This is a genomic window from Serratia sp. CMO1 (assembly GCF_015689115.1).
Lineage (GTDB): Bacteria > Pseudomonadota > Gammaproteobacteria > Enterobacterales > Enterobacteriaceae > Serratia > Serratia marcescens.
Genome location: NZ_CP065032.1, coordinates 1,491,167 through 1,515,439, shown reverse-complemented (window position 1 = coordinate 1,515,439; position 24,273 = coordinate 1,491,167). Strand labels below are relative to the sequence as shown.

The 24,273-nt window shown below is 62.8% G+C and carries 28 protein-coding genes; 13 read left to right on the top strand and 15 right to left on the bottom strand.

The annotated features are described in order from the left end of the window. Positions 1-84: 84 nt before the first annotated feature. Entirely contained in the window at positions 85-1,242 is a 1,158-nt protein-coding gene (locus IT763_RS07210; RefSeq protein WP_033640883.1) for a YbfB/YjiJ family MFS transporter, read from the bottom strand. A gap of 105 nt (positions 1,243-1,347) precedes the next feature. On the opposite strand from IT763_RS07210, the gene IT763_RS07205 reads away from it, so the two are divergent. From IT763_RS07205 to fghA, 3 genes are read left to right on the top strand one after another with little or no spacing between them, the layout of a single operon-like run. After that, positions 1,348-2,268 (top strand): LysR family transcriptional regulator, encoded by a 921-nt coding sequence (locus IT763_RS07205; RefSeq protein WP_116403718.1) that lies wholly within the window; start codon positions 1,348-1,350, stop codon positions 2,266-2,268. A gap of 30 nt (positions 2,269-2,298) precedes the next feature. After that, on the top strand, positions 2,299-3,423 hold the full coding sequence (locus IT763_RS07200; RefSeq protein ID WP_016928454.1) for an S-(hydroxymethyl)glutathione dehydrogenase/class III alcohol dehydrogenase: 1,125 nt from the start codon (positions 2,299-2,301) through the stop codon (positions 3,421-3,423). A gap of 14 nt (positions 3,424-3,437) precedes the next feature. Then, positions 3,438-4,280 carry an S-formylglutathione hydrolase gene (gene fghA, locus IT763_RS07195; protein WP_015377214.1) on the top strand — a complete coding sequence of 281 codons (843 nt, stop codon included), beginning with the start codon at positions 3,438-3,440 and terminating at the stop codon, positions 4,278-4,280. A 35-nt stretch (positions 4,281-4,315) separates the two neighbouring features. On the opposite strand, the gene IT763_RS07190 is transcribed toward fghA, so the two are convergent. The 8 genes from IT763_RS07190 to IT763_RS07155 all read right to left on the bottom strand — a co-directional run bounded on the left by IT763_RS07190 (position 4,316) and on the right by IT763_RS07155 (position 12,145). Then, entirely contained in the window at positions 4,316-4,624 is a 309-nt protein-coding gene (locus tag IT763_RS07190; protein WP_025302144.1) for a CcdB family protein, read from the bottom strand. 2 nt (positions 4,625-4,626) lie between these two features. Continuing rightward, positions 4,627-4,869 carry a type II toxin-antitoxin system CcdA family antitoxin gene (locus tag IT763_RS07185; RefSeq protein ID WP_079449478.1) on the bottom strand — a complete coding sequence of 81 codons (243 nt, stop codon included), beginning with the start codon at positions 4,867-4,869 and terminating at the stop codon, positions 4,627-4,629. Positions 4,870-4,950: 81 nt separating this feature from the next. Then, positions 4,951-5,859 (bottom strand): glutathione ABC transporter permease GsiD, encoded by a 909-nt coding sequence (gene gsiD, locus IT763_RS07180; protein ID WP_016928457.1) that lies wholly within the window; start codon positions 5,857-5,859, stop codon positions 4,951-4,953. Between the two features lie 9 nt (positions 5,860-5,868). Then, entirely contained in the window at positions 5,869-6,789 is a 921-nt protein-coding gene (gsiC, locus tag IT763_RS07175) for a glutathione ABC transporter permease GsiC (protein ID WP_016928458.1), read from the bottom strand. A 52-nt stretch (positions 6,790-6,841) separates the two neighbouring features. Beyond that, a complete protein-coding gene (gsiB, locus tag IT763_RS07170) occupies positions 6,842-8,377 on the bottom strand; it encodes a glutathione ABC transporter substrate-binding protein GsiB (protein WP_016928459.1) in 1,536 nt (511 codons plus the stop codon). Between the two features lie 23 nt (positions 8,378-8,400). Beyond that, positions 8,401-10,275: a dipeptide ABC transporter ATP-binding protein gene (locus IT763_RS07165; RefSeq protein WP_049299830.1), complete on the bottom strand. Its 1,875-nt coding sequence runs from the start codon at positions 10,273-10,275 to the stop codon at positions 8,401-8,403. A gap of 19 nt (positions 10,276-10,294) precedes the next feature. Beyond that, positions 10,295-11,251, bottom strand: coding sequence for an isoaspartyl peptidase/L-asparaginase family protein (locus IT763_RS07160; RefSeq protein ID WP_015377209.1), 957 nt, complete (start codon positions 11,249-11,251; stop codon positions 10,295-10,297). A gap of 357 nt (positions 11,252-11,608) precedes the next feature. Then, complete coding sequence (locus IT763_RS07155; protein WP_038629078.1) at positions 11,609-12,145, bottom strand: DUF924 family protein; 537 nt, start codon at positions 12,143-12,145, stop codon at positions 11,609-11,611. Positions 12,146-12,302: 157 nt separating this feature from the next. Here IT763_RS07155 and moeA point away from each other — a divergent pair, with 157 nt between their 5' ends. After that, positions 12,303-13,541 carry a molybdopterin molybdotransferase MoeA gene (gene moeA / locus IT763_RS07150; protein WP_143778763.1) on the top strand — a complete coding sequence of 413 codons (1,239 nt, stop codon included), beginning with the start codon at positions 12,303-12,305 and terminating at the stop codon, positions 13,539-13,541. A 2-nt stretch (positions 13,542-13,543) separates the two neighbouring features. Continuing rightward, positions 13,544-14,299 carry a molybdopterin-synthase adenylyltransferase MoeB gene (gene moeB / locus IT763_RS07145; protein WP_048796072.1) on the top strand — a complete coding sequence of 252 codons (756 nt, stop codon included), beginning with the start codon at positions 13,544-13,546 and terminating at the stop codon, positions 14,297-14,299. 51 nt (positions 14,300-14,350) lie between these two features. Here moeB and IT763_RS07140 read toward each other — a convergent pair whose 3' ends face one another. Together IT763_RS07140 and IT763_RS07135 are read right to left on the bottom strand one after the other, a co-directional pair. After that, the gene (locus tag IT763_RS07140; protein ID WP_028127944.1) at positions 14,351-15,943 is read right to left on the bottom strand and encodes an ABC-F family ATPase; all 1,593 of its coding nucleotides are present in this window, start codon (positions 15,941-15,943) and stop codon (positions 14,351-14,353) included. A 139-nt stretch (positions 15,944-16,082) separates the two neighbouring features. Beyond that, complete coding sequence (locus IT763_RS07135; RefSeq protein WP_033650586.1) at positions 16,083-16,310, bottom strand: tautomerase family protein; 228 nt, start codon at positions 16,308-16,310, stop codon at positions 16,083-16,085. Positions 16,311-16,373: 63 nt separating this feature from the next. Between IT763_RS07135 and IT763_RS07130 the strand changes: the two genes are divergently transcribed. Both IT763_RS07130 and IT763_RS07125 read left to right on the top strand, forming a co-directional pair. Further along, positions 16,374-16,841, top strand: a complete 468-nt coding sequence (locus tag IT763_RS07130) for a helix-turn-helix domain-containing protein (protein ID WP_049299832.1) — start codon at positions 16,374-16,376, stop codon at positions 16,839-16,841. A 58-nt stretch (positions 16,842-16,899) separates the two neighbouring features. Next, the gene (locus IT763_RS07125) at positions 16,900-17,331 is read left to right on the top strand and encodes a hypothetical protein (RefSeq protein ID WP_049299833.1); all 432 of its coding nucleotides are present in this window, start codon (positions 16,900-16,902) and stop codon (positions 17,329-17,331) included. Here the strand turns inward: IT763_RS07125 and cynR are convergent. Next, the gene (cynR, locus tag IT763_RS07120; protein WP_049299834.1) at positions 17,255-18,205 is read right to left on the bottom strand and encodes a transcriptional regulator CynR; all 951 of its coding nucleotides are present in this window, start codon (positions 18,203-18,205) and stop codon (positions 17,255-17,257) included. The genes IT763_RS07125 and cynR overlap by 77 nt on opposite strands. A gap of 114 nt (positions 18,206-18,319) precedes the next feature. On the opposite strand from cynR, the gene IT763_RS07115 reads away from it, so the two are divergent. From IT763_RS07115 to IT763_RS07100, 4 genes are all read left to right on the top strand, one after another. Next, positions 18,320-18,973: a carbonic anhydrase gene (locus IT763_RS07115; RefSeq protein ID WP_016928470.1), complete on the top strand. Its 654-nt coding sequence runs from the start codon at positions 18,320-18,322 to the stop codon at positions 18,971-18,973. A gap of 20 nt (positions 18,974-18,993) precedes the next feature. Further along, positions 18,994-19,464 (top strand): cyanase, encoded by a 471-nt coding sequence (gene cynS, locus IT763_RS07110; protein ID WP_004939029.1) that lies wholly within the window; start codon positions 18,994-18,996, stop codon positions 19,462-19,464. Positions 19,465-19,697: 233 nt separating this feature from the next. Continuing rightward, complete coding sequence (locus IT763_RS07105) at positions 19,698-19,955, top strand: YjhX family toxin (RefSeq protein ID WP_004939031.1); 258 nt, start codon at positions 19,698-19,700, stop codon at positions 19,953-19,955. Between the two features lie 61 nt (positions 19,956-20,016). Then, on the top strand, positions 20,017-20,523 hold the full coding sequence (locus tag IT763_RS07100) for a GNAT family N-acetyltransferase (RefSeq protein WP_033640897.1): 507 nt from the start codon (positions 20,017-20,019) through the stop codon (positions 20,521-20,523). A gap of 32 nt (positions 20,524-20,555) precedes the next feature. Here IT763_RS07100 and IT763_RS07095 read toward each other — a convergent pair whose 3' ends face one another. Together IT763_RS07095 and IT763_RS07090 are read right to left on the bottom strand one after the other, a co-directional pair. Then, positions 20,556-21,053: an ATP-binding protein gene (locus IT763_RS07095; protein WP_206195295.1), complete on the bottom strand. Its 498-nt coding sequence runs from the start codon at positions 21,051-21,053 to the stop codon at positions 20,556-20,558. Positions 21,054-21,223: 170 nt separating this feature from the next. Then, complete coding sequence (locus IT763_RS07090) at positions 21,224-22,120, bottom strand: LysR family transcriptional regulator (RefSeq protein ID WP_049299836.1); 897 nt, start codon at positions 22,118-22,120, stop codon at positions 21,224-21,226. Positions 22,121-22,252: 132 nt separating this feature from the next. Between IT763_RS07090 and IT763_RS07085 the strand changes: the two genes are divergently transcribed. Continuing rightward, entirely contained in the window at positions 22,253-22,984 is a 732-nt protein-coding gene (locus IT763_RS07085) for an isochorismatase family protein (protein ID WP_049299837.1), read from the top strand. 34 nt (positions 22,985-23,018) lie between these two features. On the opposite strand, the gene IT763_RS07080 is transcribed toward IT763_RS07085, so the two are convergent. Further along, positions 23,019-23,366: an antibiotic biosynthesis monooxygenase gene (locus tag IT763_RS07080; RefSeq protein ID WP_049299838.1), complete on the bottom strand. Its 348-nt coding sequence runs from the start codon at positions 23,364-23,366 to the stop codon at positions 23,019-23,021. Between the two features lie 175 nt (positions 23,367-23,541). On the opposite strand from IT763_RS07080, the gene IT763_RS07075 reads away from it, so the two are divergent. Continuing rightward, positions 23,542-24,225 (top strand): helix-turn-helix transcriptional regulator, encoded by a 684-nt coding sequence (locus tag IT763_RS07075; RefSeq protein WP_049299839.1) that lies wholly within the window; start codon positions 23,542-23,544, stop codon positions 24,223-24,225. Positions 24,226-24,273 lie beyond the last annotated feature (48 nt).

The window sequence follows — 24,273 nt, the reverse complement described above, 5'->3', positions numbered from 1 at the left end:
TAGTGCTTCATCCGCAGGTGAAATATTCGCATTTAGCACAATCGGGCCGGCTGCGGGTTTCCATGTTTTTTGTATGGATTTTAATCACCGAGTCGCCGTTTTTTGCGCCAACCGCCGCGCCGGGGTATTCACCACCAGCCCCCCGGCCGCCAACAGCGCCGCCACCGCCACATACAGCGCCGGCTCCAGTCGATGGGTCATGGCGGTCGACAGCGCCGACAACATCGGCCCGACCAGTTGGCCGATCGCATAACCGGTGGTCAACAGTCCGGCCATGTAACGCGCATGACGCGGCGCCAGCTCACGCCCGTGCTGAAGAGCAAGTTGCACCACGCAGAGGAAACCGCCGCCGGTCAGCAGCGCCCCGAGCGCCAGGCCGGCCACGCCCGGCACCACTTCGGCGCTCAGCACGCCCACCGCCTGTATCCACAGCGTGATCGCCAACCGGGTCTGGGTGGTCAGCCGATGGCGGGTCAGAATGCCGATGACAATCCCCAGCACCGCCGCACCGCCGAACACCGGCCAGACGAATTGCGCGAACAGGCTGGCGGGAAAGCGCGCCGCCGCCATCTGCGACAAAAAGGTCGCCGGCAGGATGTAGCCGAAGCCGGCCAGACTGTAGCTCCACACCAGGCGTTTGAGCGCCGGCGTCAGCAGCAGCGGCTCCGGGGCCACGTCCGGGCGATGCAGCTCGCCGCTGCGCGGCAGAAAGGCGCTAATCCCCCCGACCAGCACCAGCGCCAGCCCGCCATACACCAGCCAGGCCTGCGCCGCCGTCAGCCCCAGCGCGTTGATGCCCACCGCCAGCATGCCGCTGAGGAAGATGCCGGCGCCCGGCCCGGCGAATACCGCCGCGCTCAGCGCCGGCCGGCCGTAGTGCGCCAACCGCTCGTTGGTCCAGGCCGCCACCAGCACCATCGCCCAGCCGCTGGCCCAGCCGATGACGAAGCGCAGCGCGCCGTGCGTCCATTCATCCTGCGCCAGCGCCGACAGCAGCGTCAGCGCCATCGCGCCCCATACGCCCAGCCACAGGCGCCGCTCGACGTGGCGCGTGGCGCGCATCGCGTCGTAGGCGCCGCACAAGTAGCCCAAATAGTTGATCGCCGCCACCAGCCCGGCGCCGGTCAGGCTGAACTGATGTTCCGCGATCATCAGCGGCACCTGCGGGGTGAAAGCGAAGCGGCCAATGCCCATCGCAACGATCAGCGCGGCAAACCCGCTCAAGGCAATACGTAAAGCCATATCGGCATCCAAAAGGTTAAAAGAAAGTTGCCAGTATCATGCCGCAGTATTAAACTCACAAAAACTGAATAATACTAATCAAGTTCATCACGAAACGAGAATATTATGGATCTGACCCAGCTTCGCATGTTCTGCTGCGTAGCGGAAACCGGCTCGGTCGCCCGCGCCGCCGAGCAGCTGCACCGCGTGCCGTCGAATCTGACCACCCGGCTGCGCCAGCTCGAGCAGGAACTGGGCGCCGATCTGTTTATCCGCGAAAAACAGCGCCTGCGCCTGTCGCCGATGGGCCATAACTTTCTGTGCTACGCCAATCGCATCCTGGCGCTGAGCGACGAGGCGATGAGCATCACCCACGCCGGCGAACCGGCAGGCAACTTCGCCCTCGGTTCGATGGAAAGCACCGCCGCCACCCGCCTGCCCTCGCTGTTGGCGGCTTACCACCAGCGCTTCTCGCAGGTTTCACTGTCGCTGACCACCGGCACCTCCGGCGAAATCGCCGATCGGGTGCGCGCCGGCACGTTGGCGGCCGCCCTGGTCGACGGGCCGGTGCCTTATGACGAGTTGAACGGCTGTATCGCCTATCCTGAACATATGGTGGTGATCTCCTGTCTCGATCACGCGCCGATCTACAGCGCCAAAGACGCCAACGGCGAAACGCTGTTCGCCTTTCGCGCCAGCTGCTCCTACCGCCTGCGGCTGGAAGCCTGGTTCAAGCGCGAAGGCGCGCGGCCGGGGCAGATCATGGAGATCCAGTCCTATCACGCCATGCTGGCCTGCGTCGCCAGCGGCGCCGGGCTGGCGATGATCCCGCATTCGGTGCTCAGCCTGCTGCCGGGCCATGAGCGGGTTCGGGTTCACACCCTGCCGCCGGACGTGGCCGACACCGCCACCTGGCTGCTGTGGCGCCGCGACGCGTTCGGGCCGAACGTGCGCGCGCTGAAAGAATTGATTATTGAACAGACGGAAACCGCCGCTGTTGATGAAAGCACCCCCAACGATTTATCAGACGTTGTCGATATCGCCTGATTTAAAAAGAAAACCACTGAGGAGACTATGATGGAGATGATCAAAACCCGCGCCGCCGTTGCCTGGGGCCCGAACCAGCCGCTGAAGATCGAAGAAGTCGAGCTGATGCCACCGCAAAAAGGCGAAGTGCTGGTGCGGATCGTCGCCACCGGCGTTTGTCACACCGACGCCTACACCCTGTCCGGCAAAGATCCGGAAGGCGTGTTCCCGGCGATCCTCGGCCACGAGGGCGGCGGCGTGGTGGAAGCGGTCGGTGAAGGCGTCACCAGCGTGGCGGTCGGCGATCACGTGATCCCGCTCTACACCCCGGAGTGCGGCGAGTGCAAATTCTGTAAATCCGGCAAGACCAACCTGTGCCAGGCGATCCGCGCCACTCAGGGCAAAGGCCTGATGCCGGACGGCACCACCCGCTTCTTCAAGGACGGCAAGCCGATCTTCCACTACATGGGCACCTCCACCTTCTCCGAATACACCGTGGTGCCGGAGATTTCACTGGCGAAAATCAACAAGGAAGCGCCGCTGGAAGAAGTGTGCCTGCTGGGCTGTGGCGTCACCACCGGCATGGGTGCGGTGATGAACACCGCCAAAGTGCAGCCGGGCGACACCGTGGCGATCTTCGGTCTGGGTGGCATCGGCCTGTCGGCGATCATCGGCGCGCAGATGGCCGGCGCGGGCCGCATCATCGGCATCGACATCAACACCAGCAAGTTCGATCTGGCGCGCAAGCTGGGCGCTACCGATCTGATCAACCCGAAAGACTATGACAAACCGATTCAGGAAGTGATCGTCGAGCTGACCGACGGCGGCGTCGACTTCTCCTTCGAGTGCATCGGCAACGTCAACGTGATGCGTTCCGCGCTGGAGTGCTGCCACAAGGGTTGGGGTGAATCGGTGATCATCGGCGTCGCGGGCGCCGGCGAAGAGATCTCGACCCGGCCGTTCCAGCTGGTCACCGGCCGCGTCTGGCGCGGTTCGGCATTCGGCGGCGTCAAGGGCCGTTCGCAGCTGCCGGGCATCGTCGAGCGCTATCTGGACGGCGAATTCGCGCTGAACGACTTTATCACCCACACCATGGGGCTGGAGCAGATCAACGAAGCGTTCGATTTGATGCACGAAGGCAAATCGATCCGTTCCGTCATCCACTTCGACAAATAAGCCAGGAGGCAGAGATGACGTTGTCATTGGAACTTCTCGAAGAGCACCGCATGTTCGGCGGCTGGCAACAGCGTTATCGCCACGCGGCGCAGAGCCTGAATTGCAACATGACATTCAGCATCTACCTGCCGCCGCCGCGCGATGACAACCCGCCGCCGGTGTTGTACTGGCTGTCGGGGCTGACCTGCAACGACGAGAACTTCACGTTGAAAGCCGGCGCGCAGCGCATCGCCGCCGAGCTGGGCCTGGTGCTGGTGATGCCGGACACCAGCCCGCGCGGCGACGAGGTGCCGAACGACGAAGGCTACGATCTGGGCCAGGGCGCCGGGTTCTACCTGAACGCCACCCAGGCGCCGTGGGATCGTCACTTCCGCATGTACGACTACATCAGCGCCGAACTGCCGGCGCTGATCGAACAGCACTTCAGCGTCAGCGATCGTCAGTCGATCTTCGGCCACTCGATGGGCGGCCACGGCGCGCTGATGATGGCGTTTCGCAATCCGCAGCGCTTCCGCTCGGTATCAGCCTTCGCGCCGATCGTCAACCCGTGCCAGGTGCCGTGGGGCCGCAAGGCATTCACCGCCTATCTGGGCAGCGACGAGAGCCAGTGGCTGCAGTACGACAGCTGCCATCTGCTGGCCAGCGGCGCGGAAAAAATGCCGGTCCTTATCGATCAGGGCGATGACGACCAGTTCCTGGCCGATCAGCTGCAGCCGGCGCGGCTGGCCGAACTGGCGCGCCAGCGCGACTGGCCGCTGACGCTGCGCATTCAGCCGGGGTACGATCACAGCTACTTCACCATCGCCACCTTCGTGGAAGATCACCTGCGCTTCCACGCCGAGCACCTGTTCCGCTGATAAAAAATCCGGGCGGTTTAACCGCCCGGATTTCTTCAAAAGCCATCAATCAGAAAATCGATAGCGGCTTTAATTTGATTCCTGTGCTCATTGACATTACCAACGGCCTTCCCAATCTGCGAAATACGTACGGCAGCCATCTCATGCGTCATAACAAGAAACTTTTCGCCGTTGACCTCAATCTCCGGGCATAAACGTGCAGAAATTTTAACCCTGACGTTATCCAAAGCATAAAGAGGGATCATTAACCGGGTCGAGAGGACATCAATAAGATCGCTTTGAACGTCCAGTAAGTAGGGATAGGCTGATGCCGGATACGTATTGTCATATACGGTAAATTGCATGTTCAAAATGTCCGATATTCATCAGACAACAAACCATTTTCTTCAGTGATACGATTAAGTTCTTCTAACGCCGCGCGATTTTGCTCGCGCCACTGTTGAATCTCAATATCCCTGACGCGGACGCTCAATGCGTCTGTCAATACGGATGACACATTGACGCCCAGGGATTTTGCGCGCTGGAAAAGATCGCGATCGATGGTTACGTTGACTGTCTTTTTCGTCACATTGCTATTTGCCATATCCATACCTCATCCCTGTAATATACACGGGTCAAATTTTCATCAATTATACTCGTAAAACAGGGGTATGCCAATTCAGCGATGCCCTCACCCCTTCAATTTCGGATCGAGCGCGTCGCGCAATCCGTCGCCCAACAGGTTGAACGCCAGCACGGTGATGAATATCGCCAGGCTGGGGAAGATCGCCACGTGCGGCGCGATCACCATATCGGCGCGCGCTTCATTGAGCATCGCCCCCCACTCCGGCGTCGGCGGCTGGGCGCCAAGCCCCAAAAATGACAGGCTGGCGGCGGTGATGATCGAGGTGCCGATGCGCAGGGTGAAATAGACCACGATCGAAGACAGGGTGCCCGGCAGGATGTGCCGCAGGATGATGGTCCCGTCCGAGGCGCCGATGCTGCGCGCCGACTCGATATAGGTCAGGTGCTTCAGCACCAGCGTATTGCCGCGCACCAGGCGGGCGAAGGCCGGAATGCTGAAGATCGCCACCGCGACGATCACGTTGGCCATGCCGCTGCCCATGATCGCCACCACGCCGATCGCCAGCAAAATGCCGGGAAACGCGAACAGCACGTCGCAGACGCGCATGGTGAGGCGATCCCACCAGCCCTCATAGTAGCCGGCCAGCAGCCCCAGCAGGGTGCCGATCGCCCCGCCCGCCAGCACCGAGAACACCCCGGCCGCCAGCGAAATGCGCGTGCCCATCAGGATGCGGCTGAAGATATCGCGCCCGAGGGAATCTACGCCCAGCCAGTGCACCAGCGAAGGCCCCTCATTCAGCCGGTCGTAATCGAAGTAATTTTCCGCATCGAACGGCGCCAGATAAGGCGCCAGCAGCGCCGCCGCAATCAGCAGCAGCACCAACAGGCCGGCGACCAGCGCCGCCCGCTGACGGCGAAAACGCCGCCAAAACTCACCCCACGGCGTGCGTACCGCGTTAGGGTCGATAAGCGGCATCGCCTTCAGTGCGGCGTTGCGCCGCCAATGCTTAATCATGCCGCATCCTCATTGGTAACGAATCGCCGGGTTGATCGCCGCGTACAGCATATCCACCAGCAGGTTGATCAGGATGAACTCCAGCGAGAACAGCAGCACCTCGGCCTGGATCACCGGGTAATCGCGCATCTCCACCGAATCCACCAGCAAGCGCCCCAACCCCGGCCAGTTGAATACCTTCTCCACCACGATCGAACCGCCGAGCAGGAAGCCGAACTGCAGCCCCATCATGGTCACCACCGGGATCATCGCGTTGCGCAGGCCGTGCTTCATCACCACCACGCTTTCCCGCACGCCCTTGGCGCGCGCGGTGCGCATGTAGTCCTCCTGCAACACCTCGACGAACGAAGCGCGGGTGAAGCGCGCCATCACCGCCGCCACCGCCGCCCCCAGGGTGATCGAAGGCAGAATGTAGTGCCGCCAGCTGTCGGCGCCCACCGTCGGCAGCCACCCCAGCTCGACCGAGAACACCTGCATCAGCAGCATGCCGAGCGCAAAGGCCGGGAACGAGATCCCCGACACCGCCAGCGTCATGCCGAGGCGATCCGGCCAGCGGTTGCGCCACACCGCCGACACCACGCCAATCGCCAGACCGAACGCCACCGCCCACAGCATGCTGGCGACGGTCAGCCAGAAGGTCGGCATAAAGCGCGAGGCGATCTCTTCGCTCACCGGGCGCTTGGACACCATCGAGATGCCGAAGTCGCCCCGCAGCGCGTTGCCGAAGAAGTGCGCGAACTGCTGCGGCAGCGGCTTATCCAGCCCCAAATCCTTGCGCACCAGCTGCACCACCGCCTCGTCGGCCTCCGGCCCCGCCGCCAGCCGCGCCGGATCGCCCGGCAGCAGGTGGACGAACAGGAACACCAGCACCGCCACAATCAGCAGCGTCGGGATCAGACCCAGCAATCGTTTCAGAAAATAATTGAGCATCTCATTCCTTCCCCCGCCCGCCGCCGTCTGGCCGCAGGCGGGGATGGGCGCCTTATTTCAGATCGGCGTTATCAAAGTTGAACGAGGTATCCGGCATCACGTAGAAGCCGCTCAGCTGTTTGCTGTTGGCCGACAACAGACGTTCGGTCGCCAGGAAGATCCAGGGCGCGTCGGCCCAGATGCGATCCTGCGCGTCCTGATACAGTTTCTGCTTCTCGGCGCGATCGGTGGTCGCCAGCGCGTCGGTCAGATCCTTGTCCACCTGCGGATTGCTGTAGAACGCGGTGTTGAACTGCTTCGGCGGCGCCGCCTGGGTAGAGAACAGCGGCGACAGCGCCCAGTCCGCTTCCCCGGTCGAGGCCGACCAGCCGGTGTAGAACAGCCGCACGCCGGTGTCTTTCACCCCGACGCTCTCCACCTGCGCCGCGCGCTGCCCGGCGTCCATCGCCGTCACCGTCACTTTCACCCCCACCTGCGCCAGCTGCTGCTGGGTGAACTGCAGCACCTTCTGCGCGGTGCTGTGGTTGTGGGAAGACCACAGCGTGGTGGTGAAGCCGTTCGGGTAGCCGGCCTCTTTCAGCAGCTCGCGCGCCTTGGCCGGATCGTACGGCCACGGCTTATAGCGGGCGGCGAAATCGATCGCCGGCGGCACCGGTCCTTCCGCCGGCACCGCGTAGCCGGCGAACGCCACCTTGATCAGCGCGTCCTTATTGATGGCGTAGTTCAGCGCCTGGCGCACCTTCGGGTTATCGAACGGCTTTTGGGTGACATTCATGCTGATGTAACGCTGCAGGATCGACGGCGCGGCCACCACGTCCAGCTTGGCGTTGCCTTCCAGCACCTTGGCCTGCTCGTAAGGGATCGGGAAGGCGAAGGTCGCCTCGCCGGTCTGCAGCATCGCCGCGCGGGTGTTGTTATCCACCACCGGGCGCCAGGTGATGCTGTCGAGCTTCGGCAGCCCCGGCTGCCAGTAGCCGTCGAACTTCTTCACCTTGACGAAATCGGTCTGGTTCCAGGTCACGAACTGATACGGCCCGGTGCCCACCGGGTGGAAACCGATTTCCTTGCCGTATTGCTTCAGCGCCGCCGGGGAGATGATCGCCGCCGCCGGGTGCGCCAGGTTGTTGACGAACGCCGAGAACGGCGCCTTCAGCACGATCTTCACCGTATTGGCGTCCACCGCTTCGGTTTTGTCGATCATCTTGAACAGGTTGTAGCGCTTGAGGTGGCTGTCCGGGTTGCTGGCGCGATCGAGGTTGATCTTCACCGCTTCGGCGTTGAACGCGGTGCCGTCGTGGAATTTGATGCCCTGGCGCAGTTTGACGGTGTAGGTCAGGCCGTCTTTGCTGACCTCATAGCTGTCCGCCAGCACGTTTACCAGCTTCATGTCCTTGTCGAAGCCGAACAGCCCCTGATAGAAAGACTTGGCCACCGCCTGCGACAGCGTGTCGTTGGCGTCGTAAGGATCGAGGGTGGTGAAGTTGGAGGCCACGGCGATCACCGCGTCCTTCGCCGCCCAGACCGGGCCGGTTCCCGCCGCCAGCAGTACGGCGGCCAACAGCGCATTGCGTTTGAATGTGTGCTTCATGTCGCTTGTCTCTCCTGAGGTCTTTAAAAAGCACCGGCGATCGGGTGGCGGGCGACAAAGTGCCCGGCGCCAACCTGCACCAGCGGTGCGGTAACGGGTTCATCGCCCAGTGCGCGCACCGGGCTGGGGATCTCATCGGCCGGCAGCGGCTGCCGTTTGTGAGCATGTGCGGGATCGGCCACCGGCACCGCCGCCATCAGCTTGCGGGTATAGGGGTGCTGCGGATTGTCGAACACTGCCTGCCGCGGGCCGATCTCGACGATCTGCCCGAGGTACATCACCGCCACCCGGTGGCTGATGCGCTCCACCACCGCCATGTCGTGTGAAATGAACAGAAAAGCGATGCCGAACTCACGCTGCAGATCGAGCAGCAGATTGACGATCTGCGCCTGAATCGACACGTCCAGCGCCGAGACCGCCTCGTCGGCGATCACCACTTTCGGGTTCAGCGCCAACGCGCGCGCGATGCAGATGCGCTGACGCTGACCGCCGGAAAACTCGTGCGGATAGCGGCGCGCATGTTCCGGCAACAGGCCGACGCGTTCCAGCAGCCAGGCCACCCGCCGTTCCGCCTCGCGGCCGCGCATCACGTTATGCACCAACAGCGGCTCCATGATGGAAAAACCGACCGTCAGGCGCGGATCGAGCGAGGCGTAAGGATCTTGAAAGATGAACTGAATATCGCGCCGCAGGTGCTGCAGCGCCGATCCCTTCAACCGATCGATTCGCCGCCCGGCGAAGGTAATGGTGCCGCTTTGGCTGTCCACCAGCTTCAGCAAAGAGCGCCCAGTGGTGGACTTGCCGCAGCCGGACTCGCCCACCAGCCCCAGCGTCTCGCCGGGGTAAAGATCGAAACTGACGTTTTCCACCGCGTGCACCCGGCGAGTGACCCGATTGAACAGCCCGCCGCGCAGATCAAAACGCGTGACCAAATGCTCCACCCGCAGGATCGGCGCAGCGTCTGGCGGCACGGTATCCTGCGGCGCGGCATCGCCCTCGCCATCCGGCAGCGGAAACTTCGCCGGCAGCGGCCGATCGGCCATCGCCCCCAGCTTCGGCACCGCCGCCAGCAGCGCCCGGGTATAGGCCTGTTGCGGCGCGGCGAACAGCTCGCGCACCCGATTTTGCTCCACCTGCTCACCGCGGCGCATCACCAGCACCCGGTCAGCGATCTCCGCCACCACGCCCATGTCGTGAGTGATGAAGATCACCCCCATCTGCATCTCCTGTTGCAGCACGCGGATCAGCTGCAGGATCTGCGCCTGAATGGTGACGTCGAGGGCGGTGGTGGGTTCATCGGCGATCAGCAACGCCGGCTTGCAGGAGAGCGCCATGGCGATCATCACCCGCTGGCGCATGCCGCCGGAAAGCTGATGCGGGTAGCGCCCCAGCACCTCTTTAGCCTCCGGAATGCGCACCAGATCGAGCATGCGCAGCGCCTCCTGGCGCGCGCTGCGGTGGTCCATGCCCTGATGCAAACGCAGCGATTCGGCGATCTGCTCGCCGACCGGAAACACCGGGTTGAGCGAGGTCATCGGCTCCTGGAAGATCATCGCCATGTCGGCGCCGCGCACCGTGCGCAGCGTGCGCTGCGAGGCGCGCGCCAAATCGAGCAACCCGCCGTCGCGCCGGCGCAGCGTCATGGCGCCGCTGACGATACGCCCGCCGCCCTGCTCCACCAACCGCATCAGCCCCAGCGAAGTGACCGATTTGCCGGAGCCGGACTCGCCGACGATCGCCAGCGTCTCGCCGCGATCGAGATCGAACGACAGGTTGCGCACCGCGTCTACGGCGCCGTCCGCTTGAGGAAAGCTGATGCTCAGATCGCGCACCGCCAGCACCCGCTGCGGCGGCAATGACAGCCCGTCGCCGGCGGGCCGGAATGAAACGTCGGTCATACACCCTCCCGGTGAACGCTTAGCGATAAATCCCGACGGACGGCGCATCGCCGACATAGCCAAAACCGCGGTACATCCCCTCGCTGTTGAACGGCAGCGCGATATTGCCGTGGCGATCGACGGCGATCATGCCGCCGCTGCCGCCCAGCGCCGGCAGCTTCTCCATCACCACCCGATCGCTGGCCTCTTGCAGGCTGAGCCCGCCGTATTCGATCAGGGCGGAGACGTCATAGGCCGCCACGCCGCGCATGAAGATTTCGCCGGTGCCGGTGCTGGAGACCGCCACGGTGGCGTTGTTGGCATAGCAACCGGCGCCGATGATCGGCGTGTCGCCTACCCGCCCGGCCTGCTTGTTGGTCATGCCGCCGGTGGAAGTAGCGGCGGCGAGGTTGCCCAGCGCATCCAGCGCCACCGCGCCGACGGTGCCGAATTTGCGATCGGGATCGAGCGGATCCCCGGCCTGCGCCGCGCCGTCGTGATCGAGCAAGACCCGCCCTTGCTCCGCCTGGGCGCGGTGCAGCTGATCAAAGCGTTCCTGGGTAAAGAAGAAGTCGGGAGTAACCATTTCCAGGCCGTGGGCGGCGGCAAACTTCTCGGCGCCTTCGGCGGCAAACAGCACGTGTTCGCTGTTTTCTAGCACCGCGCGCGCCGCCAGCACCGGGTTGCGGATATGGCTGACGCCGGCGACAGCGCCGGCGTCGCAGGTGCGGCCGTCCATCACGCAGGCGTCCAGTTCGTGGGTGCCCTGATGGGTAAACACCGAGCCTTTGCCGGCGTTGAACAGCGGGCATTCCTCCAGCAGCCGCACCGCTTCGGTCACCGCGTCCAGCGCGCTGCCGCCCTGCGCCAATACCGCCTGCCCGGCGGCCACGATCTCGGACAGCGCCTGGATATACTGCCGTTCTTTTTCCGCACTCAGCGCCGCCCGGGTAATTGCGCCCGCGCCGCCATGAATGGCAATCACTGGTTTGCTCATTTGCCTGACACCCTGTGTTAATCCCGCCGTTGCGCAGCGAATAAGCTGAACGCGGTATCATTATTATTCAGTCTTTTTCGACTCTATTTAGTCCTACAGTGGAAGTACAGCATAACGTCCACGCCCCGCTTTTAGCGTAGCGCGCTTAGACCATTTCGCACCTTGAAATAGCTTATTGGAATAAAAACAGCAGGTTATAAAAAGCGGTAAACCGCTGACAGTGCGGCTGGAATTATTGGTAACTTCGCGAGAGGAAATAGCGGTAGAGCGTAATGAAATAAACGTTCGCGCTGAGTCACGCTTATTGCGGCGCCCGGCCTGCTGTTTTTGCCCGGCCGGGCGCAGATGATCCGACGATTAAAAACCCGATCCTGGCTGCTGTAAAAAGGCCTCTTCTTCCGGCGTGCTGGTGCGCCCCAATATCGCATTGCGATGCGGGTAGCGGCCGAAACGATCGATGATTGCCTTATGCCGCAGCTCGAACTCCAGCTGGTCGCCGTTATTGAGCTCGGTATATAACACCAGCGCCTGCTGGTGGATCAGCGGCGATTCCGAATGCATGAACGGCAGATAAAGGAAGCCGCGCTGCTCGCGGCTCAGCCGTTCGCACTCCCCGCTGCGGATCGCCTCCTGCGCCAGGACCAGCGCCATGCCGTCGCAGGCGAATGACTGCGGCGTGCCGCGAAACAGGTTGCGGCTGAACTGATCGAGCACGATCACCTCCGCCAGGCGCCCTTCGATGGTGTCGCGCCAGTGCGCCAGCTCCCCCGCCGCCGCCGCCCGCCAGATTTCGCCGAAACGGCTGTGCAGCAGACGATCGAAATCATCGTCCTTTTTGAACCACATCACCGGTTCGATCTCGTCGAACCAGAACTCGATAACCTGTTTATGCATCATGATCCTCCTCTGTTTTTCGCAGTTTATACCCGATCGCCCTGACGCCGCAGTGCGAAAGATGGCGGGCATAACCCGTTCTCCCCCCCGGCGTTCTCTGCCATAATACTCGCACTTTGTCGCTATCATTGCGCACCCTGATTACGGAGTTCCCCTTATGGATCATTGCCATACTTCCGATCTCATCTCCCTGGAGCAAGCGCTGGAAAAAATGCTCGGGCAGATCGCCCCGCTGCAACAGGCCGAATCCGTCGCGCTGACCGCCGCCGCCGGTCGCATCACCGCCGCGCCGGTGGTCTCACCGCTCGACGTGCCGCCGTTCGCCAACTCGGCGATGGACGGCTATGCGGTGCGCCTCACCGATCTGGCGGCCAATGCGCCGCTGCCGGTCGCCGGGAAAGCCTTCGCCGGCGCGCCGTTCGACGGTGAATGGCCGGCCAACAGCTGCGTGCGCATCATGACCGGCGCGCCGATCCCGGCCGGGGCGGACGCCGTGGTCATGCAGGAACAGGCCGAAGTGAGCGACCAGGGCGTGCGTTTTACCGCCCCGGTAGAAGCCGGCCAGAATATCCGTTTGGCGGGTGAAGACATTCGCCAAGGCGCCAGCGTGTTGCCGGCCGGCGTGAAGCTGGGCGCCGCGCAGCTGCCGCTGCTGGCCTCGCTCGGGGTCGCCGAAGTGCAGGTGATGCGTAAGCTGAAGGTGGCGGTGTTCTCCACCGGCGACGAACTGCAGCCGGTCGGCCAGCCGCTGCAGGCAGGCCAAATCTATGACACCAACCGCTTCGCGGTGCGCCTGATGCTGGAGCAGTTGGGCTGCGAAGTGCTCGATCTCGGCATTATCCGCGACGATCGCGATGCGCTGCGCGACGCCTTCACACAGGCGAACAGCCAGGCCGACGTAGTGATCAGCAGCGGCGGCGTCTCGGTCGGCGAAGCCGACTACACCAAACAGATGCTCGATGAACTGGGCCAGGTCAGCTTCTGGAAGCTGGCGATCAAACCCGGCAAACCGTTCGCCTTCGGCAAACTGGGCCACGCCTGGTTCTGCGGCCTGCCTGGCAACCCGGTTTCCGCCGCCCTGACCTTCTACCAACTGGTGCAACCGCTGCTGGCGAAACTGGCCGGCCACAGCGATTGGCGCCTGCCGCCGCGCCTGCGCGCCCGCGCGCTGACGCCGCTGAAGAAATCGCCGGGCCGCCTCGATTTCCAGCGCGGGGTGTTCAGCAGCAACGCCGCGGGCGAACTGGAGGTCAGCACTACCGGCCACCAGGGCTCGCACGTCTTCAGCTCCTACAGCCAGGGCAACTGTTTCATCGTGCTGGAGCGCGAACGCGGTTCGGTGGCGGCGGGTGAAACGGTGGAGATCGAGCCGTTCAACGCCCTGCTGAGGAGCTGAACATGTTGCCGGAATTGACCGACGCCGAAGCGCTGCGTTACAACCGCCAGATCGTGCTGCGCGGCTTTGACTTCGACGGCCAGGAGAAGCTGAAGGCCGCCCGCGTGCTGATCGCCGGGCTGGGCGGGCTGGGCTGCGCCGCCGCGCCTTATCTGGCGGCGGCCGGGGTCGGCCATCTGGTGCTGGTGGATTTCGACACCGTCTCGCTCTCCAACCTACAGCGCCAGATCCTGCACCGCGACGATCGCATCGGCCAGAGTAAAGTCAGCTCCGCCAGGCAGGAACTGAGCGCCATCAATCCGCATATCCGCATCGACGCCATCGACGGCCGTCTGGAAGATGACGCGGTCGCGGCAGAGATCGCCGCCAGCGATCTGGTGCTGGACTGCACCGACAACGTGGCGGCGCGCGACGCGCTGAACCGCCTGTGCCACGCGCAGCGCAAACCGCTGGTTTCCGGCGCGGCGATCCGCATGGAAGGCCAGCTCAGCGTGTTCACCTATCAGCCGGGCGAACCCTGCTACCGCTGCCTGAGCCGGCTGTTCGGCGACAGCGCCCTCACCTGCGTCGAAGCGGGCGTGATGGCGCCGCTGGTCGGCACCATCGGCACCCTGCAGGCGATGGAAGCGATAAAGCTGCTGGCCGACTATGGTCAGCCGCTGCGCGGCAAGTTGTTAATGTTCGATGCGATGAGCATGCAGTTCCGCGAAATGAAACTGCCGAAGGATCCGCACTGCGAAGTGTGCGGCGGGGAATGACGGATAAAAAAAGGGCGGGATAATTCCCGCCCTGATGCGTTGCCGCGAGGGTTATACGATGCCCTGGCTGCGCAGATAGTCTTCGTAGTTGCCGGTAAAGTCGATCACCTTGTTCGGGGTGATTTCCAGAATGCGCGTCGCCAGCGAACTGACGAACTCACGGTCGTGGGAGACGAAGATCAGCGTGCCTTCGTACATCTCCAGCGCCATGTTCAGCGATTCGATGGATTCCATATCCAGGTGGTTGGTCGGTTCGTCCATCACCAGAATATTCGGGCGCTGCATCATCAGCTTGCCGAACAGCATGCGGCCCTTCTCACCACCGGACAGCACCTTCACTTTCTTCTTGATGTCGTCCTGGCTGAACAGCAGACGGCCCAACACGCTGCGCACCGCTTGCTCGTCGTCTTTTTCCTGCTTCCACTGGCTCATCCAGTCGAACACGCTCAGGGTGTCGTCGAACTCGTATTCGTGATCCTGCGCGTAGTAACCGATACGGGCGTTTTCTGACCATTTCACGGTGCCGCTGTCCGGCTGCGCGTCGCCCACCAGCGTTTTCAGCAGGGTGGTTTTACCGATGCCGTTGGCGCCCAGCACCGCGACCTTCTCGCCCACTTCCACCATCAGGTTCAGCTTGCTGAACAGCGGGCCATCATCGAAGCCCTTGGTGAGCGCTTCCACTTCCAGCGCATTACGGAACAGCTTCTTGTCCTGCTCGAAGCGGATGAACGGGTTCTGGCGGCTGGAGGCTTTCACCTCTTCCAGTTGGATCTTGTCGATCTGACGAGCGCGCGAGGTGGCCTGCTTGGATTTGGAGGCGTTGGCGCTGAAGCGGCTGACGAACGATTGCAGCTCATTGATCTGCGCCTTCTTCTTGGCGTTGTCCGCCAGCAGACGCTCACGCGCCTGGGTGGCGGCGGTCATGTATTCGTCGTAGTTGCCCGGATAAACGCGCAGTTCGCCATAGTCCAGATCCGCCATGTGGGTGCAGACCATGTTCAGGAAGTGACGGTCGTGCGAGATGATGATCATGGTGCTGTTGCGCTCGTTGAGCACGTTTTCCAGCCAGCGAATGGTGTCGATGTCCAGGTTGTTGGTCGGTTCGTCGAGCAGCAGGATTTCCGGATCGGAGAACAGCGCCTGCGCCAGCAACACGCGCAGCTTCCAGCCCGGCGCGATTTCGCTCATCGGGCCGTAGTGCTGCTCCACCGGAATACCCACGCCGAGCAACAGTTCGCCGGCGCGCGCTTCGGCGCTGTAGCCGTCCATTTCGCCGTAGGCCACTTCCAGATCGGCCACTTTATAGCCGTCTTCTTCGCTCATCTCCGCCAATGCGTAGATGCGGTCGCGTTCTTCCTTCACCGCCCACAGTTCGGTGTGGCCCATGATCACGGTATCCAGCACGCTGTACTGCTCAAAGGCGAACTGATCCTGACGCAGTTTACCCAGGCGCTCGTTCGGATCGAGGAACACGTTGCCGCCGCTCGGCGCCAGATCGCCGCCGAGGATTTTCATAAAGGTGGACTTGCCGCAGCCGTTGGCGCCGATCAGGCCGTAACGGTTGCCGCCGCCGAATTTGACAGAGATGTTTTCAAACAACGGCTTGCTGCCGAACTGCATGGTGATGTTGTTAGTGCTTAACACAGCGCTCGCTCTTTATACATAGGGAATGTGATTTGGCGCGCATTATGCCACAACGGGGTGCAGAGATCGCGGGAAGTTTCGGTGACATTTTGAGCGGCGCCTGCGGCATCCGATCCTTTTCGCAGGCGGCATAGCTGAATTAACGCGGCGGGAACTTCGCGGCAATCATCGCCGCCGTCGGCTGCACGCCGCCCAGGCTCCATTGTTCAGGCGCATGTTCATCGATTCGGACCCAAACCGACTGCCTGAACGCCGGATCGCCTCGCCCTTCTATCTCTACCAGCAATTCGGTAATGCGGGACAGCAATTCGCTTTTTTGCCGTTCATCCAGCATGCCTTTCACCGTTTGCACATTAACAAATGGCATTATACTCTCCTTGAATATAGTTAAGTCTAAAAAAAAGACTTAGATTAGCGAAGGAAAATGCCCATGTCAAAATCTCCCGATCTCCCTACCGTTTCTCTTGCCCTGTGCGGGCTGGCGCAAGCCGCGGATCTGCTTGGCGATCGCTGGACGTTGCTGATCCTGCGCGAATCATTCTACGGCGTTCGCCGTTTTGAAGAGCTGCGCGAGAATATCGGCGCTTCGCGCCAGGCGTTGAGCAACCGTCTGAATGTCATGGTAGAACAAGAACTGTTGGCCAAACGCGCTTACCGGGAGCCGGGCGAGCGTGAGCGACATGAATATGTCTTGACGGACAAGGGACGCAGCCTGGGGCCCATCCTGGTTGCGCTGATGGCGTGGGGCCACCGGCATATTCTGCATGACACCCCCCACGTTCAACTGGTGGATAAACGCAGCGGGCTGCCGGTGCAGCTGGCATTTATCGATGCGCAGACCCGCGTGGTGCCTGAAGACGCGCTGCAAATGTCGGCCGTTGAGCGCCCCCCGGCCTGACTTACTCATTCTGGTCTACGCTTGATACCAGACTGATTTAGGACAAGGAAGCTGAACCATGCCACACCTCTATAACACCGCGCTGCTGATCGGCGCCGCGCTGAGCGCCATCGCCGCCCTGCTGCATATTTGGGTGATCGCCACCGGGCCGCGCGGCTATCGGCTGTGCGGCGCCGGCGATCGCTTCATTAAGGCGGCGGAAGCGGGTAAAAAGTTCCCTGCCGTCGTCACCGCCGGTATCGCGCTGGTGCTGTTTATTTGGGCGCTGTATGCGCTATCCGGCGCGGGCCTGATCGCGCCGCTGCCGCTGCTGCGGCCCGCGCTGTTTATCATCACCTTTATCTATCTGCTGCGCGGTGTCGCCGGCCCCTTCGCCCTGCGCGATACCGGCCGCAGCCAGCGTTTTATCGTCGTCAGCTCGCTGATTTGCCTCGGCTTCGGACTGGTGCATCTGCTGGGGATGACGCAGCGCTGGAGTGCGTTGGCGTAACGCCCTGTTGCTGCAGGACGGCGATAAACGCCTGCGCGGCGGCGCTGCGGTAAGCGTCTTTACGCTGCAGCAACACCGCCTGCCGAGCCGGCATGGCGTTGGCCAGCGCCACCTTTTTCAACTGCCGGTTCTCGCGCGCAATCGCGGCCGGCAGCAGCGTGGCGAGCTGCCCGCGCCGCACGATCTCGACAATGGCGCCCAGCGCATTGGCCTCCACCGCCACCTGCGGCCGAAATCCCAGCTGTGTGCAGTAGCGATCGATAAACTGCCGCGTGGCGAAGTCGCCGCTCAGCAAGGCCAGCGGCAGATGTTGCCACTCCGCCAGCGTCAGCGGCCGACGCCGCGCCGCCAGGGGATGATCGGCGCCGACCATCAGTTCCAGCGTCTCACTGAACAACGGCATGGCTTCTACCTCCGCCGACTGCGCCATCTCGAAGGCAATCCCCAGATCCAACCTATCCTGCGCCAGCAGCGCCTCGATCCGCTCCTGCGTCATCTCCTCAATGCTCAGCGTAATCCCCGGATAGCGGCGGTAGAACGCATCGATCGCCGGCCCCACCAGATAGGCGGTGAACGTCGGGGTCATCGCCAGCCGCAAATGGCCGCGCGCCAACGTCGCTACGTCATGGATCGCCCGCGCGCCGGCGTCCAGATCCTGCAGCGCCAGCCGCGCATAGCGCATCCAGGCCTCACCGGCGTCGGTCAGGCGCACGGCTCTGCCGCTGCGATCGAACAACGGCGCTCCCAGCGTATCCTCCAACTGTTTGATCTGTTGGGAGAGCGTCGGTTGCGAGACGTGCAGCGCTTCGGCGGCGCGGGTGAAGTTGCCCTGTTCGGCAACGGCCAGAAAATAACGGATGTGTCGCAGCAGCATAGCGCCCCAGCTATTAGTAAAACCTATAGCCGACATTATAAATGGGTCTTAGACCCTATAGCCAGAAGCGTTCATCATGCCGCCATCGCATAACGACACCCAATGGAGAAACGGATGAAAGAGGTGATTGAAGGCTTCCTGAAGTTCCAGCGCGAAGCCTTTGTTGAACGCACGGCGCTGTTTCAGCGGCTGGCGACCCGCCAAAACCCGCGCACCCTGTTTATCTCGTGTTCCGACAGCCGCCTGGTGCCGGAGCTGGTCACCCAGCGCGAGCCGGGCGATCTGTTTGTGATCCGCAACGCCGGTAACATCGTGCCTTCTTTCGGCCCCGAACCCGGCGGGGTGACCGCCTCGGTCGAGTACGCCGTCGCCGCACTGGGCGTGGAAGATATCGTGATCTGCGGCCACTCCGACTGCGGCGCGATGACCGCCATCGCCACCTGCCAGTGCCTGGATCACCTGCCGACGGTGGCCGGCTGGCTGCGTTACGCCGATTCCGCCAAGGCGGTCAATCAGGCTTATCCGCATGCCTCCGACGAGGCGCGGGTCGCGTCGATGGTGCGCGAGAACGTCATCGCCCAGCTCAACAACATCAAAACGCACCCTTCCGTCGCCCTGGCGCTGGATCAGGGCCGCCTGGCGCTGCACGGCTGGGTCTATGACATCGCCAGCGGCGCTATCGAGGCGCTGGACGGCGAAACCCGCCGCTTCGTGCCGCTCGCTACCCATCCCGAGGTGACCGCCACCCCGGCGATCGCCCGTTTTTAAGCCTACAATAAGGAGCTAACATGACACACTCTCTGCACAACGCCGCCCCGCGCGAAGCGCTCACCGACACCATCATGGCCGCCAAGATCCGCCATAACCTGACGTTCGAAGCGCTGGCCGAGGGCACCGGCCTCAGCCTGGCGTTTGTCACCGCCGCCCTGCTGGGGCAGCACGCGCTGCCGGAACCGGCGGCGCGCACGGTGGCGGCCAAGCTGGGGCTGGACGAAGAGGCGGTGCAGCTGCTGCAAACCATCCCGCTGCGCGGCAGCATTCCCGGCGGCGTGCCGACCGATCCGACCATTTATCGCTTCTATGAAATGCTGCAGGTCTACGGCTCCACGCTGAAAGCGCTGGTGCACGAGCAGTTTGGCGACGGCATCATCAGCGCCATCAACTTCAAGCTGGATATCAAGAAGGTCGCCGATCCGGACGGCGGCGAACGCGCAGTGATCACCCTGGACGGCAAATACCTGCCGACCAAGCCTTTCTGATTGGCCTTGCGCCGGCGGCCCGTGTCGCCGGCAAATTGACAGCCAACCGGCCATTGGCTACATTAACTGCGCTGAAACGCCGCCCTGGCGTTTTTCACTGCCCGAGGCCTGTATGTTGGAGATTGTAACCACCCGATAGTCGCTTCCTTGCCGTATGGCGAGGGACTCTGACGTATCCGACGCGCGTTTGCGCGGGGATGCGCGTATCTGGGGTTATTACAGGATCTCCCAACATGAACATTTCCAAAGCGGAACAACGCGTGCTGCACGTGTTGGCCAAAGGCGGCTATATCGCCTTCACCCGCAACGACGCCGGTCGCGTCACCCACGTCGAATGCTACACCCGCGAAGGGCTCGGCCTGGCCGACTGCTCGCTGGCCGTTTTCACCAAGCTCAAAACCAAACGCCTGATCCTCTCTCGCCAGGGGCGCCCTTATCGCGTCACCTTCGCCGGGCTCAAGGCCGTGCGGGCGCAGCTGGACAACCGTTAATCATCGATACCGGCCGGGCAGGCAGTCCGGTCGGTTCAGCGTTTTTAATCAGGATACAACCATGAACATCACGTTACGCCACGAAACGCCGGCCGACGTCGGCGCCATCACCACCCTGACCGCCGCTGCGTTCCTGCACGCCGAACACAGCAGCCACACCGAGCAGTTTATCGTCAATGCGCTGCGCGCGGCGGGAGCCCTCACCCTGTCGCTGGTCGCCGAGCAAAATGGCACACCGATCGGGCACGCGTCCGTCTCGCCGGTCGTGCTCAGCAACGGCGCCGCCGGGTGGTACGGGCTGGCGCCGGTGTCGGTGCTGCCGGCCTGTCAGAACTTGGGGATCGGCAGCCGGCTGATCCGCCAGCTATTGGCCGAACTGCAAGAACGGCATGCCGCAGGCTGCGTGGTGCTGGGCGATCCGAACTATTACGGCCGTTTCGGCTTCCAGGCGCAAAGCGCGCTGACCCTGCCGGGCGTGCCGCAAGACTACTTCCGCGCCATCGCCTTCCAGGGCGCGCTGCCGTGCGCGGAGGTCGCCTTCCACAACGCGTTTAACGCCGACGCATAACCCTGTTGCCGGCGCCGTCATGGCGCCGGTTTTCAGTCCCGTTCGCCATAACGTAAGACGGTCATTCCTTCCTCTTCCGCCGGGGGACCAAAGTACTGTGCCAGGCGCTCAAACTCCGCTTCGCTCAGTGTAAACGGGTGCTCGCCGCGCGCGTTTCTCAGCGTTATCCGGCTCAGGCACTGCGCATGGCTGGCGTCGAGAAAATGCAGGCAGTGCGCGACGCCGGCCTCCTCCGCCAACGCTTTGGCCCAACGCCGCCTGTCCGGCGTATTCATCGGGAAATCGAGCGCCACGGACCAGCCGCCGCGCAGCAGTTGAACGAGGTGCCCGCCCAGCGCCCGCCGTAACCGTTCGGAACAGCGCGCATAGTCTTGCAGGCTGGCCATCTCCTGTTCATACAGCGTCGCCAGCCAAGCATCTTCGACCAGCAACAGCGTTTGCGGTTGCTGCGCCAAACGCTGCGCCAGCGTCGATTTGCCTGCGCCGGCCTTGCCGCACATCAGGTGTAAAACTGCAGGGTAGGTTTTCATGCCGTTCTCCGGTCATTGCCGGAAGGGGATAAAAAAACCCGCCTTGCCGGCGGGTTTTTTATTGGCGACACACGCGCTATCCCACCACACGAAGCATGGTGATAATAATTTGCGCGAATGGGCGATAGGATCTTTTCATAACTAAGGAATATGACAACCGTGCGCCGTTGTCAATTCGCCGTCATCAATCCCTGTTCTCGCACAAACTCGGTGAATAAACTCACTTTCTGCTGCAGATGCCGGCGCGTCGGGTAAACCGCGAAAACCTGATGCACGTCGGCAATCTGTTCAGGGAACAGCCGCACCAGTCTGCCGGCGGCGATTTCGGGATCCGCCACGAACGACGGCAGCGAACCGATGCCCAGTCCCGCCATCAGCATATCCCGCAGCATCAGGCTGTTGTTGGCGATCAGCCGGGGAGTGAACGTCACGCTCAGGCTCTCCTCGCCGGCGGTGAACTGCCACTGCCCCGGCTTTTCCGCCAGGGAATAGGCCAGACAGCTGTGTCGCTGCAATTCATTGGGCGTTTGCGGCACGCCGTGCTGCGCCAAATAGCCGGGCGCGGCGCAAATTCGCTGGTGCACTTCACCCAGTGCCCGGGCACTGAGGGAAGAATCCGGCAGTCGGCGGCGAATGCGCAAGGAAATATCGAAACCGGCCGCCACCACGTCCAATACCCTGTCGTCCAGCGTCAGTTCCACCTGCAGCTGCGGGTAGCGTTGCATAAACGGCGGCAGCAGCGGCGACAGCACCGTCAGGCCGAACGAGAGCGGCGCATTGACCCGCAGCGTGCCGGAGACCTGCTGCGCGCTGGCGGCAACCGTCTGCTCCAGCGCGTCGAACTCGCCAAGCAACCGGCAGGCTTCCTGGTAATAGAGCTGCCCGGCTTCGGTCAGGCTCATGCTGCGGGTGGTGCGCACCAGCAATAGCGTCCCCAACCGACTTTCCAACTGCTTAATCTGCTTGCTCAACGCCGCCGGCGTGATCGCCAGATCCTCCGCCGCCTTATAGAAACTGTTGCGCTCAACCACGCGGCGAAAGGCGCGCATCGTCAGTAGCACGTCCATATTATGTCCTATGGGTTAATTATTAATTCAATAAAACACAGATTATTAACCTCAACAACCTCAGTAGACTTCATTCAACCGCTTCCCTGAGTGGGAAGTGAATTTAATCTACTGATAATCATGGAGTTAATAATGAAAAAGACCCTGTTCGCCCTGATGCTCGGTCTGAGCGCCGCCGTCGCCCCCGTCGCCGCGCTGGCGCAATCCCCCGCCGCCGATAGCCGCCAGGCGGGTTATGTGCAACCGCTGACCGCCGACAACAGCCTGTTGCTGCTGGTCGATCTGCAGGACATGTTCGGCATGACCATTTCCTCTATCGATCAAACCAATCTGGTGAATAACGCCGCCGGCATCGCCAAGGCCGCCAAGGTGTTCAACGTGCCGACCATTCTGGCCTCGGCCAATGCCAAAAGCTTCGCCGGGCCGGTATTCCAGCAGGTGACGCAGGCACGCCCGGACCTGCAGGTGTACGATCGCACCGCCATCAACGTCTGGCAGGATCGGCGCGTGGTCGATCTGATCAAACAATCCGGCCGCAAGAAAATCATCATCGGCGGATTGTGGACCGCCAGCTGCGTGATGCTGCCGGCGCTGTCTGCTCTGGGCGAGGGGTATGAAGTTTATATCCTGTCGGACGTCACCGGCGACATTACGCCAGACAGCCAAAACAACGCCATGCAGCGCCTGATACAGGCGGGCGCCACGCCCATCAACTGGGTGGCGTTGATGCTGGAATGGCAGCAGGACTGGAGCCGCAAAGCCACGGCGGGAGGCGTATTGCAGATCGCCCGCGACCACGGCGCCGCCTGGGGGATGGGCGCCAGCTACGCCGGGGCGATGAAGGTGGGCAGCGAAGCGAAATAACGGACGAAGAAAGCCCGCCGCCGGCGGGCTTTTTTCAGGTGCGGTGATAGCCACGGCTATCCTGCGGCGCCTGGTCGCGGCTCTCCAGCCCGTAGTCCCGCACCACCTCCGCCACCCGCAGCCGGTACTGCGCCAGCACCTCGCCACGGCCGCGCGCCTGCGCCGCCCGGTGCTGTTCGAGATTGCGCCACTGCTGCACCGCCACCTCGTCGCGCCAGAAGGAGAGCGACAACAGGCGCGCGGGATCGGCCAGGCTTTGAAAACGCTCGATGGAAATGAATCCGTCGATCTGCGCCAGCAGCGGCTTCAGCGCCGCCGCCAACTCCAGGTAAGTCTCCCGCTGCCCGTCGGCGGCCTGCAGTTCAAAAATCACGGCGATCATCCTCGTCTCCTCTCAACGGTAAAATTCCGGCACGCGCGCATTGAACGAACGGCGCCACTGCACCGATTTCAACGCCCGCTCATCAATATCCAGCGAACGCAGACACACAGCACCAGAATGCGATAGCCACAGGCTAGCGATGGACGCGCCGTCATACTTCGTCTAACCTCGAAGTATGCATAACATCGAGATAGAAGCTCGTTTAGCGGCGCTAAGCGCCGCCATCGCCGACCGCACCCGGGCGCGCATGCTGTGCCTGTTGATGGACGGGCGCGCCTACACCGCCACCGAGCTCAGCGCGGCGGTCGAGGTCGCCCCGTCTACCGCCAGCGCACACCTGGCGAAACTGCTGGAGCAGCGGCTGATTGCCTGCGTCAAACAGGGGCGCTACCGCTATTTCCGGCTGGCCGGGCAACCGGTGGCCGCAGCGCTGGAAGGCCTGATGGCGCTGGCGGGCGTGCCGCGCCCGTCGGTGAAGAGCAGCACGCCTACCTCGCTGCAGTATGCTCGCACCTGCTACGACCATATGGCGGGCGAGGTGGCGGTGAAGCTGCACGATCGGCTGCATGCGCTGAACTGGCTGACCGGCGAAGAAGACTACCGGTTAAGCGACGCCGGTCAGGCCGCGCTGACGCGGCTGGGCGTCGATTGCTCGCCCGCCCCCACCCGCCGTCGCTTCGCCTGCGGGTGCCTGGACTGGAGCGAACGCCGATCTCACCTCGGCGGCGCGCTGGGCGCAGCGCTGTTGGCCGTCTTTATCCAACGCGGCTGGATCCTTCGCCGGCTCGACAGCCGTGAGCTGCAGCTGACCCCCGCCGGTAAAAAAGCGCTGGCCGCACATTTTGACCTCACGGTGTAACCCGGCGACAGGGTAGTTTTACTGCAATACTCTAGGGGTACGCTTAAG